Consider the following 15,775-nt stretch of genomic DNA (forward strand, 5'->3'; position numbering starts at 1 on the left):
CCATGAGCTCAGATATGCAGGTATTCCGCCTGCCGGACCTGGGGGAGGGCCTTACCGAAGCCGAACTCGTGAACTGGCTCGTCGCAGTCGGGGACGAAATCAAGGTGGATCAGCCGATCGCCGAAGTCGAAACCGCCAAGTCCATGGTGGAAGTGCCCTCGCCTTATGCGGGCACCGTGGCGGAGCTTCACGGGGAGGCCGGCCAAACGCTCGACGTCGGCAAGCCGTTGATCTCGATCGCTCGTTCCGGCGCTGCTCCTGCGCCGGAGACTCCATCCTCTGCCGAAGATGCGGTGTCGACCGGGATCGTGGCCTCGCCCGAGGTTGATGCGGCCGCCGAGGCGTATCGCACTGAGGAGAAAGCCGGTTCCGGCAACGTACTCATCGGATACGGCACTCCTGGTGGCGTGGCTGGAGGCCGGACGCGCCCGCGGAAGACGAGCCTCGCCGTCGTCGATCGCGAAACGGAGGCCCGGGCCGAAGCGCCGGTTGCTTCCGAGCCGGCTGTCGCCGGAACACGCATCCCGGGCAAGCTCAGTGCCGTCATTTCGCCGCTTGTCAGGAAAATGGCCCGGGACCACGGTGTTTCCCTTGAAACTATCCAGGGCTCGGGTGCCAGTGGGCTGATCATGCGCCGGGATGTGGAAGCCGCGATCTCTACACCGGAAGCTCCTGAGGCTCCTGCTGGTCCTGTATCAGTGCCGGTTGCTGAAGGTGATCTGGACTCCCGTACCGGCCTGGCTGTGTCGGCCAGGACCCCGGTCCGTGGAGTCCGCAAGGCAGTTGCCGCAAACATGGCCAAGAGCCGCACGGAGATCCCGGAGGCGACGGTCTGGGTGGACGTGGATGCAACTGCTTTGCTTGAGATGCGGGCTGAACTGAAAAAGCGCGCTCCGCATGACACACCAGGCCTGCTGGCTTTCATCGCCCGATTTGTCACAGCTGGGTTAAAAAGGTACCCGGCGCTGAACACGCGTTTTGAAATCCGCGAGGACGGCTCCCAAGAGATTGTCGGTTTCGACGGAATCAACCTCGGTTTCGCAGCCCAGACGGATCGCGGTCTTGTGGTGCCGTCTGTCCGGAACGCACACCAGTTGAGCGCCCGCGAGTTGGATGCCGAGATCCGGCGCCTGACCTCGGTGGCGAGGGAAGGCAAGGCCACACCAACTGAGCTCGGTTCGGGCACCTTCACGCTGAACAACTACGGCGTGTTCGGAGTGGACGGTTCGGCCGCGATTATCAACTACCCAGAGGTTGCGATGCTCGGCGTAGGTCGCATCATCGATAGGCCGTGGGTGGTAAACGGTGAACTTGCCGTCCGCAAGGTTACCGAGTTGACCCTCGCCTTCGATCACCGGGTGTGCGACGGCGAGACCGCAGCCGGCTTCCTCCGATATGTAGCTGACGCCATCGAGAACCCTGGTGGAGCGCTCGCGGATATGTAGACGGACGGGGTCGGTGCCGATTGGCGCCGACCCCCTCTGGGACTGTCGCTAAGAGCCAAGCCCCTTTGTCAGTGCTGCGAATTGCTGGGCGGCTTCGTTGCGTTTGTAAGGCGGACTTCCGCGGTACAGGCCTCGGCGAAGGTCGCCAATGAATTTCTCCGGCTCAAGTTCATCAACTTTTTCCAGGAGTCGTGCACGTTCCGGTGCCTCGAGCAGGCTCGCAAGATGCCTGCCAAAGAGTTCACTCATCGTTAGTGTCAGATCAAAGTCATTAGAGACGAGTAGATCAAACTCATTGTTGTAAATGTGGTCCTCATCGGATGGGCAATCCGCAAGCCACGTGAGTGCTGTCCCAATGTCCTCCGCATCCTTGGTCTTGTGCGTGCGCCCAGCAAGATCAGCGTGGTTGATTTGCATGCTGCGGAGCTGCGAGCTCAGCACGGGACCAATTTTTGGGGCAAGCACGAAATTCGCGTTGCTCGCTCGGGCGACGGATAGAGCCAAGTTTGGCGGTAGTGGATGCTCAGCGATTTCGACGGCGTTCAGTGTGGCCTCTACGTCCTCAATCACCAAGCGGAGCCTGTAGCTGGGGAGTGGTTTGTTACGGATGGCGCCGATGCGTCTAGCGAACCAACCTTGATCCCGGCATTGGCGGAGAAAGTTTTCGAAGAGAACGTCGGGCTCCATGTTCAATCTTCTAGCCCGTTCAACGCGATTGAACAGCGTACGGCATTGAACGTTTCTTGGAAGCCTCGATTGGCGTTCGAGCGTGCACACCTGGCGACTCACGGTTAGTAGGCCCAAGCCTGACGCGGGGTCCTGCTCTTTGTGGGGCAAATCTTGGACAAATCCTCGCAAAGACTTGGCTAAAAGTGCTGCCGACCCTGCGTACAATTTTCTGTGGGGGTCAGCTGGTGGTCTCCAGTTGCCCGCGAGCAGCCGTACATTGTGCGCTGTCGCCGTCGTAGGATGCCCAAAACATGGTAAAAAATCCCCGCATGCGCTCTCTGAGGACCGTAGGCTTCGCGCTGGCCACGCTCATCATCACGGCGGGACTGGCCGTTCAGCCAGCAGTAGCGGATGACAATGACATCCTCCCGAGCCCAGCGCAATCACTGCGTCCGGCACCTGAAGTGGCCACGGATCAGTTCATTGTCGGGCTGCGGGACAACGTCAAAGCAGCCGCAGCTGCGGCTACTGCGGAGCAGGCTGCAGACCGCGCGGCCACCAAGCTCGGAGTGGCTGCCGAAAGCGCTCACCAGAACGCAGCGGGCGGGCAGGTCATCAAACTTGCCAAGGCAATTTCGGGGACAGCTGCTGACCAATTCCTGAAGAGCCTTCGTGCGGATCCCAACGTTGCCTACGCCGAAGCTGACGACATCATGCAGGTCGCGGCTGATCCGAACGATGCCTACTATTCGACGCAGTGGGATCTCTCGGAGGATTTGGCCGGCATTCGGCCTTCCGGGGCGTGGCAATACAACCATGGTGAAGGCGTAGTCGTCGCAGTGGTCGACTCCGGCATCACGAGCCATCCGGATCTCAACGCCAATGTGTTGCCCGGCTACGACATGATGTCCGATGCCGCCGATGCCCGGGACGGGAACGGCAGGGATGCGGACCCTACAGACCCTGGCGATTGGTCTACGGCAAATCAATGCGAGGTGGGCAGCACGCAGATTAATTCTTCGTGGCACGGAACCCATGTGGCGGGCACGATTGCAGCTATCGGAAACAACACCATCGGTGTAACGGGCGTGGCCCCGAAGGCAAAAATCCTTCCGGTGCGGGCGTTGGGTGCCTGCGGTGGGTATTCATCGGATATTGCAGATGGCATCATTTGGGCGGCAGGCGGCGTTGTTACCGGAGTACCAATCAATCCCAACCCTGCGCGCGTTATCAACCTCAGCCTTGGCGGCATCAGGCCCTGCTCTGCCACCTACCAAAACGCCATCAATTTCGCGCATAACGCTGGCGCGGCGGTCATTGTTGCTGCTGGAAACTCCAATGTTCAGGCGGCCGATTCCAGCCCTGCAAACTGCCAGAATGTCATCACCGTTGCCGCCAGCGACAGGGCAGGAGCAAAGGCGCCGTACTCCAACTACGGGAGCGTCGTGGATGTGACTGCTCCCGGGGGCAACATGAGTTCCTCGGGGCTGAATGGCATCCTGTCCACGTACAACTCAGGGACAACTACGCAAGGCACGCCGGGCTATGCCTTCATGCAGGGAACCTCCATGGCCGCCCCGCACGTTGCAGGCCTTGCGGCTCTCCTCTACTCGGCAGAGGGCAGTGCGCTCACTCCAGCGCTTTTGGAACAGCAGCTGAAGGACTCGTCCCGACCACTTCCTGCTGGTTGCCCGGCCGGATGCGGGGCCGGTTTGGTTGATGCCACAGCCGCCCTCACAACGTTTGGTGGGCATCTTCCGGTAACGCCTGCGCCAGTCGTATTCACAGACCGGGACGGCACCTCGAACGATACGTATACGATTCCGGCCACGGCCGGCGTTGAATACGTGGTAGGCGGAAAGGTTCTCGCCGCTGGCACCTACGCGGGCAGCGGGGCAGTGACCGTTACCGCCAGGGCTCTTGCAGATTATTCGTTGGTCCCATTATCAGTGGCTGAGTGGAAGTTCACCTTCAAGACGTCCTCTCAGAAAATCACTGATTTCGACGGCGACGGCAAGAGCGATGTCCTTGCCAGGGACAGCGGCGGTGTTTTGTGGCTGTACCCGGGCAACGGTTCCGGTGGCTGGCTTGCCGCCCGCAAGGTTGGTGCGGGCTGGAATGGCATGACGTCCATTGAGTCACCCGGTGACTTCAACGGGGACGGCAAGATGGACGTAATTGCGCGGGATGCGAACGGTGTTTTGTGGCTGTACCCGGGCAATGGTTCCGGTGGTTGGCTTGCTGCCCGTCAGATTGGTTCCGGCTGGAATGGGATGGCCGCGATCGAGGCGCCTGGTGACTTCAATGGGGACGGCAAGGCCGACGTGATCGCCCGGGATGCCAATGGTGTTTTGTGGCTTTATCCGGGCAATGGTTCCGGTGGTTGGCTTGCCGCCCGCCAGATTGGTTCCGGCTGGAATGTCATGACCGCCATTGAGGGCCCTGGTGATTTCAATGGGGACGGCAAAGTTGATGTTCTTGCCCGCAACGGGTCGGGTGTTTTGTGGCTCTACCCCGGTGACGGCTCCGGTGGTTGGCTTGCTGCCCGCCAGGTTGGTTCCGGTTGGAACGTCATGACCGCTATTGAAGGCCCGGGCGATTTCAATGGCGACGGCAAGATTGACGTCGTTGCCCGCGACGGATCCGGTGTTTTGTGGCTGTACCCCGGTGACGGTTCCGGTGGTTGGCTTGCTGCCCGCCAGATTGGTTCCGGCTGGAATGTGATGACAGCAATCGTCTAGTCCAGTCCGAGTTCACCTGCCACCGGGTCATTCCGGCTTCTCCCAGCTGCGCATGGGTAGAATCGAGGCCTGAACATCGCCGGATTGCACTGGATACGGAGAACTCATTGTCAGCTTGGCACGAACTTGGCACGGACAACTACGTCTTGGAAACCGAGGGATCCTTACTCAACACCGGGCTCGTGGTGGGCAGTGAGCTCGCCATGGTCATCGACACCGGATGTGGCCCACGCCAAGGCCGGGAGATCCTCGCTGCTGTCCGCGAAAAGACCCAGCTTCCGCTGGTGGTAGTCAACACCCACGCCCACTACGACCACTTCTTCGGTAACGCTGTTTTTGCCGACGACGGCGTGACAGAGTTCTGGGCGCACGCCAACTGTGCGGCAACCATCGAGAGGGACGCCGACAACCAGCGTCGCTTCGTCGCCACAAACGAACCCGAGATGGCCGCGGGGGAGGGTGACGCCGTCGACATCGTTGTTCCGAACGCGATCGTTGGCGACCAGCCTGTTCTGGTGGACCTTGGCGGAATTACCGCAACACTGTTCTACCTGGGCCGCGCCCACACGGACGGTGACCTCCTGGTGGGGACCAACTCGACACTGTTTGTCGGCGACCTCGTTGAGCAGGGCGCACATCCTTCCTTTGAGGACTCGTATCCCGAGGAATGGGCGGACGTCCTCCGGCACATCTCAGCTTTGCGTCACCGCTACGAATTCCTGGTCCCGGGCCATGGCAAGCCCGCGAGCGACGAATTCGTCAAGACCATGGCCGACACCATGAGCACTGCAGTGCGGCAGGCAACCCAGTCCATCCGCGATATGCCCAACGACGCCACCAAGGCCATCCCGGTGCTCCCTTATGGACCGGAGCAGTCGCGCTGGTTCATCAAGCGGCTCCAAGAGACCAATGCCCAGCACGGAAGGGCTGCTGGCGGATCCCTGGCAACGCCCGACGTTGGCCCCGGGAAGACTGGCTTCTATCCTTCTTCATAAATGAAGGTTCCTTATAAATTTGTCATCTTGATTACCGTCTCCCCATGGACTATTGGGTAAGACCAGTCCTAGGATGAAGTCGACCATCGGTTTGCGGCTACCTGGGGGGTGTCGAGATGAAGGCCATTCGCGCTATTCCGCGCGCTACTCAGATTCTCCGCTCCGTCATGATCGCTGGCGCCGGCACCGCAGTTTGGATGGCATTGTCCGCGACGGCCGCCAACGCCGATTCCGGCATCACCGATAACCATTCGCTGGTAGGCGGAGTGACGTCTTCGGTGTCCTCAACTGTTTCGTCAGCCGACATCGTCAGCAAGCAAACCAACAAGACTCTCGATGCTGCAGCGGGTGCGGTCAAGAAGGCGGCCGCGTCCGCTGCTACTTCCGTTGGGCCCAAGCCGTCCGCACCAGCCGTCACCATCCCCGTGCCGAACGTACCCGCGCCGGCCCCCGCCAAAGCCGTTGTCCCGGCGCACCCGATAACCGTGCACGTTCCTGCTGTAACTCCCGTGGTTAACCGGGTGGCGGACTCCACGGACAAGGTCATCGCCACAGTTCCAGTGGTCAACCGGGTAGTACCCAAGGGCGCGGTCGGCAACGTTGTAGACACGGCAGTCAAACCAGCCACCGGAACCATTGACGACGCCGTCGCGGCGGTTGTTCCACCGGTAAACAATGTCCTGGAACCAGTTGGCCTGGACCCCGTGACGGACGTGACCAACCCGGTTGCAGCCCCCATCGTTGAGGTCATCGACACGATCCTCCCCGCTGTCGGCAACGTCTTGCCTCCAATTTCCGGACCCGGAAGCCTGCTTCCCCCGCTCTTGGGCGGCGACGGGGCTATGCTTCCCGCGACGCCGGGCGCTGGAGCTGTGCCGCCTCCCGCCGTAGGGACCTCATCAGCGACTCCGTCGGACGAAGGTTTGGCCACGGAATCCACTGGCCTGCCCCTCGGGACCCCGCCCACGCTCAGTGCCGACGTTTCAGTGGCTTTTGTTCTGGCGCGAGGTTTTGCTCCTGCTTCATCCAGTGCCATAGCCGGCGCCTCTGTCATGGTCGAACCCGAGGCTCCAGCCGAACTGCCCGCAGACCCGGATGTGGCACCCCTTGGTGTCATCGGCGCGGGCTCGGGTACCTCACAAAACGGGCCGCCAAGCCCTGCCGCAGCCTTCCTGCATGGTGCGCTGATCGTTCCTGCAGACACACTTTCTGGTCAAGCAACGGCCAGCAATGAACACCATCCAAAGCCGGTTTCTTTCGATCCCGGCTCATCTCCTGACTAGTTCCCCAACCCAGCCGCGCCTCTAGAAGCGGCCGATGGTTAGCAGGACGATCCGTCATCGGACGTCCTTGGGAACACGACCTTCAGGAGAAGATCACAATGAACTCGACAATTCGCAGGTGCCTGATCGGCACATGCTTTGCCGGAGGCTTGATTGCCCTCGGCGGGACCGCGGCCAACGCGGCAGATACGACCAGCGGAAAGGACGGAACCCTTTCCGGTACGCAGGTGGTGGCACCTGTGACGGCGCCAGTCAACACAGGCTCAACGTCATTGGCCCTCGTGGGAGATTCTTCCTCAACCACAAAGGCGCCGGCCGCCGCTTCGACCACAGGGACGGCACCAGCTGCCAGCACCACCGGTTCCAACGGCGCTGCCTCCGGGACACAAGCAGTCGCGCCTGTAACAGCGCCCATAAACCTGGGCTCGTCTTCAGTGGGTCTGCTGGGGGGCTCCACTGCGACGGGCCCAGCCCAACCTGCCGCGGCAACTGCACCAAGCAGTTCGACGCCGGCGGCTGGCACCAACGGTACTGGCGGCACAGCCTCCGGTACCCAAGTAGTTGCACCGGTGACGGTCCCCGTAACGGTGGGATCGACGTCGACGGGTGTCCTGGGGGACTCATCGGCTACGACAACACCGGCAGCAACATCAGGTTCTGCACCGGCCCAAGCGCCAGCGCAGGCAACAACGTCGGGGGGAGATAGCATCGCATCCGGCGCTCAGGTAGTGGCTCCGATATTGGTCCCTGTTAACATCGGAGCCACTGCCGCGGGTGTGGGTGGAGATTCTTCAGCCACGTCCGGCGCACCCTCGAATACAGGCAGCGCACCTGCTGCTGCTACTCCCGGTGCTACGACCAACGGTTCCGACGGCGTTGCTTCCGGGACCCAGGTGGTTGCTCCGGTTACTGCTCCGGTGACCGTTGGCTCGACCTCGGCCGGTGTGCTGGGTGATTCGTCGGCCACTGGCGCTGGTTCCTCGTCCGGTGCTTCCGGCACGGGTACGACGTCAGGGTCCAGCACGAGCGGTTCCGATGGCGTAGCTTCCGGGACCCAGGTGGTTGCTCCGGTTACCGCTCCGGTAACTGTTGGTTCGACGTCGGTTGGTGTGCTGGGTGATTCTTCGGCCAGCACAGCTGGTACCTCTTCCGGCACTTCCGGCACGGGTATGACGTCAGGGTCCAGCACGAGCGGTTCCGACGGCGTTGCTTCCGGGACCCAGGTGGTTGCTCCGGTTACTGCTCCGGTGACTGTTGGTTCGACGTCGGTTGGTGTGCTGGGTGATTCTTCGGCCAGCACAGCTGGTACCTCCGGTGGGAGTGCTCCTGCGGGAACCGCACCAAGTGGCACCACGACTGGAAGCGACGGGATCCTCTCCGGCACTCAGTTGGTTGCCCCACTCACCGCCCCCGTCACGGTAGGGTCCACATCGCTTGGCATCGGTGGCGCTTCAGTTGGCGCCATCACCCCGCCAGCTGTGAATCCTCCCCTGGTCACGCCTCCGGCTGAGAATCCTCCAGTGGTGAACCCTCCAGTGGTCACCCCACCGGTAGGGAATCCGCCGGTGGTGAACCCTCCAGTGGTCAATCCGCCGGAAGTTAACGAGCCTGCTGGTAGTGGTGGACTTGGGTTGGGCGCTGACGTTGGCACCAACAACCCGGGTACCGAGATCGGGGGCGCCGCGTATGGCGTCGCTGGCATCAACACTTCCGGGATCAACACTGCAGCAACCAGTGGCGCCCAACTGGGTGGCGCCCTGGGTGTGCTGACCGCGGGCGTTGCGACCGGCGTCGGGAGTTCCAACTCCCTGGCCACTACGGGCTTGGACGGCAGCTTCACTCTCTGGGCAGTCGGCCTTCTCCTCACGGGCTTGGCACTCGCGGCAGGTGGGCATCGGAAGGCAGCCGCTAGCCGCAGCTAATCGCCTGGGCTAGGCCTGGTCCCGCGAGCAGTTGTTGCGGTTCCGGATTGCCGGAACTGCGACAACTGCCAGGCGGCTGGGCTGGAGTCCTAGGATGAAAGGGATGACAACCACCCAGGAAGACCAAAACTTCACCCTCCGCAGCATCGCGGTACCGGCCTTCGGGCCTGCGTTGTTGTTCTGTATCGGCGAGGGGGCGGTTCTTCCGGTGATCGCGCTCTCGGCGCGTGATCTTGGAGCATCGGTGGCAGTCTCGGCGTTGATCGTGACGCTGATCGGTTTGGGGTCCTGGCTCTTCAATATCCCGGCATCGCTCATCACCATGAGGTTCGGTGAACGCTGGGCAATTGTTGGGGCAGGTGCTGTAGGCGCCCTCGCCCTCGGGGCGGCAGCGTTCGCTCCACAAATGGAGCACGGGATCTGGTTGCTGGCCGCGGCTATGACGTTGGTGGGTATGTCTGCGAGCGTTTTCAACCTTGCCCGCCAGAAGTACCTCACCGAGGCTGTCCCCGTGATGTTCCGCGCGCGGGCGCTGTCCACCTTGGGCGGCGTCACGAGGATCGGAATCTTTATAGGTCCGTTCATCGGTGCGGGGGTGATGCAGTTCGCCGGAATCAGCGGGGCGTACTGGGTTGGCTTTGTGGGGATGATGGCAGCCGCTGCTTTGTCGCTCACCATTCCGGACTTGGTGGCTCCCGCTACGTCCGACGGCGGTCCGATTCCTCGCGCCTCCACCCTCCGAAACGTAGCCGCTTCGCATGCCGGTGTGTTCCTGTCCGTGGGCTTCGGAATTCTGCTCCTCAGCGCGCTGCGTGCTTCGCGCCAAGTTGTCATCCCGCTGTGGGCCGACCACTTGGGCATGGATGCCACGCAAGCATCGCTGATCTACGGCCTCTCCGGCGCGATCGACATGTTGGTGTTCTATCCGGCCGGGAAGCTGATGGATCGCAAGGGACGGCAATGGGTGGCGGTTCCTTCCACGCTCATCATGGGTGTGGCCTTGATCCTCATTCCGTTTACTGGCGGGTTCGTTCCACTGTTGCTGGTTGCCCTGCTGATTGGCTTTGGCAACGGCATCAGTTCCGGGCTCATCATGACACTGGGTGCCGACTTCTCGCCCGACAACGGAAGGAGCCACTTCCTCGGCATCTGGCGGTTCATTGCCGATTCGGGTGCAACGGGTGGGCCAGTGCTCTTGTCTGCCCTGACGGCCGCCATTTCCCTCGCCGCTGGTGTCTGGGCCACGGGAGTCCTGGGCTTCGCAGCGGCAGCCGTGTTCGCCGTCGCAATCCCGCGCCTGAAGCATCGGCGGAACTACTAGGCTCCAATTCCTGGCTGGCCGGCGGAAGGCGAACGTAGGTCAGGAAGCCGCGCGTTCGTGAGCCGCGCGCTCAAGGGCAACTGGGGTCTTCCACTTACTGTCCGGGCGACGCCCCGTCACGAGTGCCACTGCAACCACCAGCAGCACCAATCCCCATGTTGCGTTGGCGGTATCCAACGCTGTCCGCATCACGACGAACGGCGGAACTATTGCCAGCGCCGTGGCAACTGCGATGCGCCACGTTGCCGGCCTCGCAGCACCGGGCGCCAGCGCAGTGCTCGCGAGTTCCAAGCGGACCAAGGGCGTGGACACCAGCAGAACGAGCATCCAGGCTGCAACGTAAAACAGTGGCCGGCTCAGCCACCACTCCGTACTGGCAGGCTCGGGGAAGGGAAGCCGAAGCACCAAGGCGATCCCGAACATGGCGATGATCAGCGGCAGGTGCCAAAGGTAGATGGTCATCGCCCGGCTACCCACCACGAACATCACTTTCTGAACCCACGCCAACTGAACGGCCCGCTGCAGCAAGGGATAGCCAGCCTTGACGAGCAGGATGTGCGCCAGACCTACAAGGATCAGCGGGAACATCGGCGGGTTCTGGCTGGTCAGCATGTCAACGGGGTAGGGCCCACCATGGGTGAGCGGCACCATGATGGCGTAGCAGCCGATTGCTCCCGCGACGAGCTTCCAGCGGGCAAACCGTTCAAAGAAACCGTCCGCGTAGAAGAAACCGAGCTGCTGGAGCAAGCCCCAGACGAACACCATGTTCACCAGGCCAACGGGGTTCGAATCGAACCCCCACGGGTTGCGTTCCAGCCCGAGTCGCAGAACATCAACGACGACTGCGCCCGCGGCCAGCGCTGCGACGGTCTTGTAAGGAGCTGCTTCGTGAAATTTCGCCATCGTGGGCATCATTGCCTGACAAATCAGGTAAGCGGCAAGGAACCACAACTGCACTCCCGCACCCGCAGCGATTACTGTCAGCAGGCCGCTGGGGACACCTGCCGCCGTCGCGGTCCACAAAGCGATAGTGAGGAACGCATACAGCGCAACTGTGGGGCGGACCAGTCGCAGGACGCGGTTGCGCAGGTAGTCGCCCGCATCCCCGCCCTTACGCCGGAGGCTGCGCCACGAGGTCAGCGAAGCGAATCCACCCACGATGAAGAACAGTGGCATGACCTGGCCGAACCACGTGCCTTGGGCGAACCAGCCCAGTGATGTCAGGGGATTGCCGACGCCGATGCCGGAGCCATCAACGCTGATGCCCATCATGAGCAAATGGACGGCCACTACGGCAAACATGCAGGACACCCGGATCAGATCGACCACGAGGTCGCGGGAAGCCGGAACCCCAGCGAGGGAAGGGGGAGTGCCGCGGCGCTGGCCGGACCTGAAGGTGGAAGACATGGGGCTCCTGGGAAGCTTGGGCTTTATTCCATCGATTAGATTAATCGTAGGTCAAGCGTCCCGTGAAGGCCATGGGTACTTCTACCAGATGTTCGTCGCTGGCCCCGGGGTCCTCCCGGACTACACCGGACAGGTCAGGAATTTTCCGTTGCCGGAGAGCTTCAAACGACGCAGCTCGCCCGTGGCCGTGGTCCCGGTGCTTTGCAAAGCCGTCACTTGAACGTCAACTTCAGGGTTGTGGCCATCGAGGACGCCGGCAAGGAAGATGGGACTGCTGGGCGTCAAATCCAAAGTTGCTGACGGAGGCAGCACCGGGATGGAAACGTAGGCGCTGCTGGTGCTCATCTTGCCGCCGACCGTCATCGCCGTGGGGGAGCTCAAACCTGCGACGCTTATCCGGACAGTGCTCGTGGAGATCTGCGTGCACGTCAACGTTAATCCGACAGGCGTGGTGGGCGTTGGGGTCGGAGTAGGCGTGGGGGTTGGCGTTGAAACTGCGGCTCGAACAGTCATGGTTGCGGTGGAGCTCTGCTCCCACAATCCGAATGCGGACGTTCCGCCGATGCCCACCAATACAGTCAGGCAGAAAAGGCCGACTGCCCAGGCTTTGGCCGAGGGGCCAGTTCCCTGCTTCACGCAGACTGCCTTTCCTTTCGCGAGCTCCGTACTTCCCGGAACATGGTGAACCCACCGTAGCCGATCAAACCCACGGCACCCACGGCCAGCCACAGTGAGCGGTCGCTGTTGCCCAACGCGTTCGCGACGAATCCCACGAACGGCACGGCGTACAGCAACTTACCGCGCACCTGGATCTCGCGAACGGGCTGGGGATCTGCGACGTCGTTGTTATCGCCCTTAGTGGTGAGCGTCTTCTCGCCTGTCTGGAGGAACCCGAAACCAACGATCCTGTGCGTAATCACACCCGGCTTGCCGGATTCGATCTGGTACGTAATAACGTCGCCAAGCTTCAGTTCGTCAAAGTCCGCTGCCTGCGAAACCATGAACGTTCCCGGTGCGTACTTCGGCGCCATGGAGTTGGTCAGTACCGAATACGTTTGGGAGCCGGTCACCTTGGGCAGCATGATCAGCACCCCGACCGCCAGGAGTGCAAGCGAAAGAAGCACGACGCCGAGTCCCCGGCCAATGCGGCCAAGTAGCCGGGCGCTGGAAGAACGTTCCGGGGAATGCTGCCCGGCTTCCTGCAGTTCCCCATGGGTTTCGACGGCGATGGACGCATCGGCGCCAGCTTCATCAAATGCGGCGTCAATCGTTGTTTCAAGCAGTAGCTCATCAAGGCTATTGCGATCTTTCAGGCTACTGGGCGCAACCATTGGGAACCCCACATTTCTGACGAGCGTGCAGCGGAAGAGTGATTGAGACGGAGTTCCCGTCGACGCTGGAAGGTGCGGCAGCGTCCAGGGTTACCTTGAAGCAGAGTGTGGCGGTGGCACCTTTGGCGATTGCCGGCGTCGTAAATCCTGCCCCGGTCAAAGGCTGATAGCCGCTGGCCGATGAGCACGCGGTGCTCGACGCCGCACTGGTGGCACTCACACTGAGGTATCCGGCCAAGGTGCCTCCGGATACGTTGCTGACTGTAGGTGCCGTAGCGGTGACGGTAATGTCAAAGACCCCTCCGGCGTCGCTGGCGTTTCCGATTCCTATGGATGAATAGACGGAGCTGCCGCGGGCCAGGTCCCCAAGAGGCGCTTGTGCCGTGGTCAGTGCCAGGGTGGTCGCTTGGTCATTGACGGTCATGGGCATCGAGGAACCGGAAGGGGTTCCTGTCAGGTTGACCGTAAAACTGGATGCTTTGATCGTGCCCGGCTGGGCGATGGCAGTAGCAGACCAGAGTGCGTACGTACCCTGAACGGCCATGAGCCCCAGGAGCACGGCAGCGACCATAAGGCCAGCCGTCTTGATGCTCCTGGGGATTCCCATTGAGACTCCTGTTGAATTTTTGCGGGGTAAGGGCTACTGCAGGCCGGACTGCTGGACCTGTGTCAGGGTGAACGATACGTTGCCCAGGTTCCTGCTGGCGTTGACGTCCGTGCGGGTTGTGGTGCTGGACTTGAACTCGAAGGTGATGCTGGCGGTGACGTGCTGCGACGTGGTGAGGGGGTTGGCGATGACGTCCCCATCAGCATCGGTCAGCTTGGGCGAGGTGACCGTGACGTTGGCGGGATCGAACCCTGCGCCCGCGCCGGTGTTCGTGGCGACGAGGTTGGCTGCCATCTTGTCGCCCGTGAGGGTGATGTCCAGGTCCTGCGTGTAGGTCAGGAGATCGCCGGGGACCACCAGGTATGTGGCGAGGTTGACAGGGTTGCCTGCGCGGTCTGTCCAAACGCCGGTTGCCGCCTGGACATTCAAGTCGCCGGCCACAATGGTGCCTGCTGCTGCGGAATCCGAAGCATTCCACCAAGCCAGTGTTCCTCCGCCACCCAGGAGCAGTGTTCCACCAAGTGCAAGTGCCGCCGCGCCTTTAAGCATTGTTATGTTTTTCACCGTGAGACCCTCTTTCGCGTTGTTATGGCTTGTGCCTAGCGATTACTTTCGCGGTCCCAGATCAAGGCTCCATACGGCGGTGGCTCAAGGTTGGATCAAGTTTTTCCGGGTTTGAAACCGGAGATGTTGCAGCACGGAAATATTCCGTAAAGGTGTTTGTAATCTCGTAAAAATATGCTTGACGCAGTGAGGGAATCTGCCAGTGTGGGAATGTAGTCGAACATCGAAGGGGCGGCGCTGATTACTATGCACATCAAAGAGTTCTGGGATCAACTTTCACCGGAAACGCAGCAATGGCTTATCGATAATCCGGGAAGCATCATCATCCCGCGCACCCAAACGGCCATCCTCAACAATGAGACGGGTGAGGATAGCCCTGTCGACGGGCATGGGGGCACATTGCTTACGGAAGAGGACCGGGACTTCATCCGCGCCCAGGCCCGGCGCATCGAGCCAAAGTAAGCTGCCGCCGTCGAGCCTTTGTTACTGGCGCCTTAGCGCTTCCTGGCGGCCAGGCCAAACAGCCACGTCCCGCCCAGGGCGGAAAGGTATCCAGCGACCACAATGAATGCAGTCCCGGCCCAGAAGTAGTCCACAGTGCTGTCTGCGCTGAGTCCCGGCATGACCTGGAGCAGCGAGTACCCGGCCACGATAGCTGCCAGAAGCAAGGCAATGGTGGTCAGCCATACCCATAGCCGCGATGCAGCCCAGTGCTCGCCGTACCCCTTCCAAACATTCCAGTCACTACCGCCGCGAAGGATCAGCCAGCCAGCGGGGAGCATGACGGCGCCCACTACAAGGAAGGCTGCAACGACGTCGGAGGGCCGATGCCATTGGTTGATGAGGGTCGAAACCCCGGTGGCCACGGCGAAGGTGCTGCCGAGGAATCCTGCGAGAGGTCGCCAGCGGGGCGAGACCATGAGGAAAACCGCCGCAGCAGCAGAGGCTGCCAATGTTGTGTGGCCTGAGGGGAGTGAGTTCAGTTCGAGTGTCTGGACGCCGCGGTCCGGCCTGTCGGGGATGAAGAACTTGAGTACCTGGGTAGCCAGGTTGGCGGCAATGCAGGCTGCCACGGCAATTCCAGCCGCAGTCCAACGGCGACGCGCAACCGTCACGAAGAGCACCACGATGATAGCGATCGCCAGTGACAGGATGGGCAGCATATCCAGGAATTTCGTGGACGCCCTGCCTGCGGATCCGCTCAGTTCAGTGGCTTCAACCAAAGCAGACTCGTCGATGAATTGGCCCATGGTGGTCCGTACGAAGAAGTAGTACGTCACTACCAGCCCCAAGATGCTGGCGAGGGTAGCCAAGCCGAAAAGCAGCCCTGTACCGAGGCCGGGCTTGCGAGCTTGTGCTGACCGGTCGGGGGACATCGCTATGGGGCGGGACTGCTGGGAACTCATTGAATCAAGACTGCCACAGTTCGCTGGAAGGCTCATGTGAGGATGCCTCTGGCGTGGCGGCCATATCAATAAGGCGCCTTATGG

Annotated in this window: 16 protein-coding genes; 7 read left to right on the plus strand and 9 right to left on the minus strand. The window is 61.6% G+C overall.

The window, feature by feature from the left end; translation table 11 throughout:
- Positions 1-2: 2 nt before the first annotated feature.
- Positions 3-1,445 carry a dihydrolipoamide acetyltransferase family protein gene (locus J2Y41_RS01370; protein WP_309925510.1) on the plus strand — a complete coding sequence of 481 codons (1,443 nt, stop codon included), beginning with the start codon at positions 3-5 and terminating at the stop codon, positions 1,443-1,445.
- Positions 1,446-1,493: 48 nt separating this feature from the next.
- Here J2Y41_RS01370 and J2Y41_RS01375 read toward each other — a convergent pair whose 3' ends face one another.
- Positions 1,494-2,132 (minus strand): hypothetical protein, encoded by a 639-nt coding sequence (locus J2Y41_RS01375; RefSeq protein ID WP_309925512.1) that lies wholly within the window; start codon positions 2,130-2,132, stop codon positions 1,494-1,496.
- A 311-nt stretch (positions 2,133-2,443) separates the two neighbouring features.
- Between J2Y41_RS01375 and J2Y41_RS01380 the strand changes: the two genes are divergently transcribed.
- The 3 genes from J2Y41_RS01380 (at position 2,444) to J2Y41_RS01390 (ending at position 7,133) form a co-directional block, all read left to right on the plus strand.
- A complete protein-coding gene (locus tag J2Y41_RS01380; RefSeq protein ID WP_309925515.1) occupies positions 2,444-4,855 on the plus strand; it encodes a S8 family serine peptidase in 2,412 nt (803 codons plus the stop codon).
- Between the two features lie 107 nt (positions 4,856-4,962).
- Positions 4,963-5,850, plus strand: a complete 888-nt coding sequence (locus J2Y41_RS01385) for an MBL fold metallo-hydrolase (RefSeq protein WP_223946688.1) — start codon at positions 4,963-4,965, stop codon at positions 5,848-5,850.
- A gap of 116 nt (positions 5,851-5,966) precedes the next feature.
- On the plus strand, positions 5,967-7,133 hold the full coding sequence (locus J2Y41_RS01390; RefSeq protein WP_309925520.1) for a hypothetical protein: 1,167 nt from the start codon (positions 5,967-5,969) through the stop codon (positions 7,131-7,133).
- An 82-nt stretch (positions 7,134-7,215) separates the two neighbouring features.
- Here the strand turns inward: J2Y41_RS01390 and J2Y41_RS01395 are convergent, their stop codons facing one another.
- Positions 7,216-7,842 carry a hypothetical protein gene (locus J2Y41_RS01395; protein ID WP_309925521.1) on the minus strand — a complete coding sequence of 209 codons (627 nt, stop codon included), beginning with the start codon at positions 7,840-7,842 and terminating at the stop codon, positions 7,216-7,218.
- A gap of 12 nt (positions 7,843-7,854) precedes the next feature.
- Positions 7,855-8,487: a hypothetical protein gene (locus tag J2Y41_RS01400; protein ID WP_309925524.1), complete on the minus strand. Its 633-nt coding sequence runs from the start codon at positions 8,485-8,487 to the stop codon at positions 7,855-7,857.
- A 166-nt stretch (positions 8,488-8,653) separates the two neighbouring features.
- On the opposite strand from J2Y41_RS01400, the gene J2Y41_RS01405 reads away from it, so the two are divergent.
- Together J2Y41_RS01405 and J2Y41_RS01410 are read left to right on the plus strand one after the other, a co-directional pair.
- Positions 8,654-9,055 carry a hypothetical protein gene (locus tag J2Y41_RS01405; protein ID WP_224088518.1) on the plus strand — a complete coding sequence of 134 codons (402 nt, stop codon included), beginning with the start codon at positions 8,654-8,656 and terminating at the stop codon, positions 9,053-9,055.
- A 103-nt stretch (positions 9,056-9,158) separates the two neighbouring features.
- Positions 9,159-10,376 carry an MFS transporter gene (locus tag J2Y41_RS01410; RefSeq protein WP_309925529.1) on the plus strand — a complete coding sequence of 406 codons (1,218 nt, stop codon included), beginning with the start codon at positions 9,159-9,161 and terminating at the stop codon, positions 10,374-10,376.
- A 39-nt stretch (positions 10,377-10,415) separates the two neighbouring features.
- Here J2Y41_RS01410 and J2Y41_RS01415 read toward each other — a convergent pair whose 3' ends face one another.
- The 5 genes from J2Y41_RS01415 to J2Y41_RS01435 form a co-directional block, all read right to left on the minus strand.
- A complete protein-coding gene (locus J2Y41_RS01415; RefSeq protein WP_309925531.1) occupies positions 10,416-11,783 on the minus strand; it encodes an acyltransferase in 1,368 nt (455 codons plus the stop codon).
- Between the two features lie 120 nt (positions 11,784-11,903).
- On the minus strand, positions 11,904-12,419 hold the full coding sequence (locus J2Y41_RS01420) for a hypothetical protein (RefSeq protein WP_309925534.1): 516 nt from the start codon (positions 12,417-12,419) through the stop codon (positions 11,904-11,906).
- On the minus strand, positions 12,416-13,114 hold the full coding sequence (locus J2Y41_RS01425; RefSeq protein WP_309925536.1) for a signal peptidase I: 699 nt from the start codon (positions 13,112-13,114) through the stop codon (positions 12,416-12,418). Before J2Y41_RS01425 ends, J2Y41_RS01420 begins: the two co-directional genes overlap by 4 nt.
- Positions 13,098-13,721 carry a hypothetical protein gene (locus tag J2Y41_RS01430; protein WP_224088514.1) on the minus strand — a complete coding sequence of 208 codons (624 nt, stop codon included), beginning with the start codon at positions 13,719-13,721 and terminating at the stop codon, positions 13,098-13,100. The genes J2Y41_RS01425 and J2Y41_RS01430 overlap by 17 nt, the downstream gene beginning before the upstream one ends.
- Positions 13,722-13,754: 33 nt before the next feature.
- Positions 13,755-14,285 (minus strand): alternate-type signal peptide domain-containing protein, encoded by a 531-nt coding sequence (locus J2Y41_RS01435; protein ID WP_309925538.1) that lies wholly within the window; start codon positions 14,283-14,285, stop codon positions 13,755-13,757.
- Between the two features lie 246 nt (positions 14,286-14,531).
- Here J2Y41_RS01435 and J2Y41_RS01440 point away from each other — a divergent pair, with 246 nt between their 5' ends.
- A complete protein-coding gene (locus J2Y41_RS01440; RefSeq protein ID WP_224167558.1) occupies positions 14,532-14,747 on the plus strand; it encodes a hypothetical protein in 216 nt (71 codons plus the stop codon).
- A gap of 32 nt (positions 14,748-14,779) precedes the next feature.
- On the opposite strand, the gene J2Y41_RS01445 is transcribed toward J2Y41_RS01440, so the two are convergent.
- Entirely contained in the window at positions 14,780-15,691 is a 912-nt protein-coding gene (locus J2Y41_RS01445) for a phosphatase PAP2 family protein (protein WP_309925541.1), read from the minus strand.
- Positions 15,692-15,775: the final 84 nt, after the last annotated feature.

This window comes from Arthrobacter sp. 1088, assembly GCF_031455315.1.
Classification (GTDB): Bacteria; Actinomycetota; Actinomycetes; order Actinomycetales; family Micrococcaceae; genus Arthrobacter.

Excerpts from the sequence above, each read along its gene's own strand:
- J2Y41_RS01430 (WP_224088514.1), bottom strand. The coding sequence starts at position 13,721 with ATGGGAATCCCCAGGAGCATCAAGACGGCTGGCCTTATGGTCGCTGCC.
- J2Y41_RS01445 (WP_309925541.1), bottom strand. The coding sequence starts at position 15,691 with ATGAGTTCCCAGCAGTCCCGCCCCATAGCGATGTCCCCCGACCGGTCA.
- J2Y41_RS01415 (WP_309925531.1), bottom strand. The coding sequence starts at position 11,783 with ATGTCTTCCACCTTCAGGTCCGGCCAGCGCCGCGGCACTCCCCCTTCC.
- J2Y41_RS01380 (WP_309925515.1), top strand. The coding sequence starts at position 2,444 with ATGCGCTCTCTGAGGACCGTAGGCTTCGCGCTGGCCACGCTCATCATC.
- J2Y41_RS01395 (WP_309925521.1), bottom strand. The coding sequence starts at position 7,842 with ATGCTATCTCCCCCCGACGTTGTTGCCTGCGCTGGCGCTTGGGCCGGT.
- J2Y41_RS01370 (WP_309925510.1), top strand. The coding sequence starts at position 3 with ATGAGCTCAGATATGCAGGTATTCCGCCTGCCGGACCTGGGGGAGGGC.
- J2Y41_RS01375 (WP_309925512.1), bottom strand. The coding sequence starts at position 2,132 with ATGGAGCCCGACGTTCTCTTCGAAAACTTTCTCCGCCAATGCCGGGAT.
- J2Y41_RS01410 (WP_309925529.1), top strand. The coding sequence starts at position 9,159 with ATGACAACCACCCAGGAAGACCAAAACTTCACCCTCCGCAGCATCGCG.
- J2Y41_RS01425 (WP_309925536.1), bottom strand. The coding sequence starts at position 13,114 with ATGGTTGCGCCCAGTAGCCTGAAAGATCGCAATAGCCTTGATGAGCTA.
- J2Y41_RS01440 (WP_224167558.1), top strand. The coding sequence starts at position 14,532 with ATGCACATCAAAGAGTTCTGGGATCAACTTTCACCGGAAACGCAGCAA.
- J2Y41_RS01390 (WP_309925520.1), top strand. The coding sequence starts at position 5,967 with ATGAAGGCCATTCGCGCTATTCCGCGCGCTACTCAGATTCTCCGCTCC.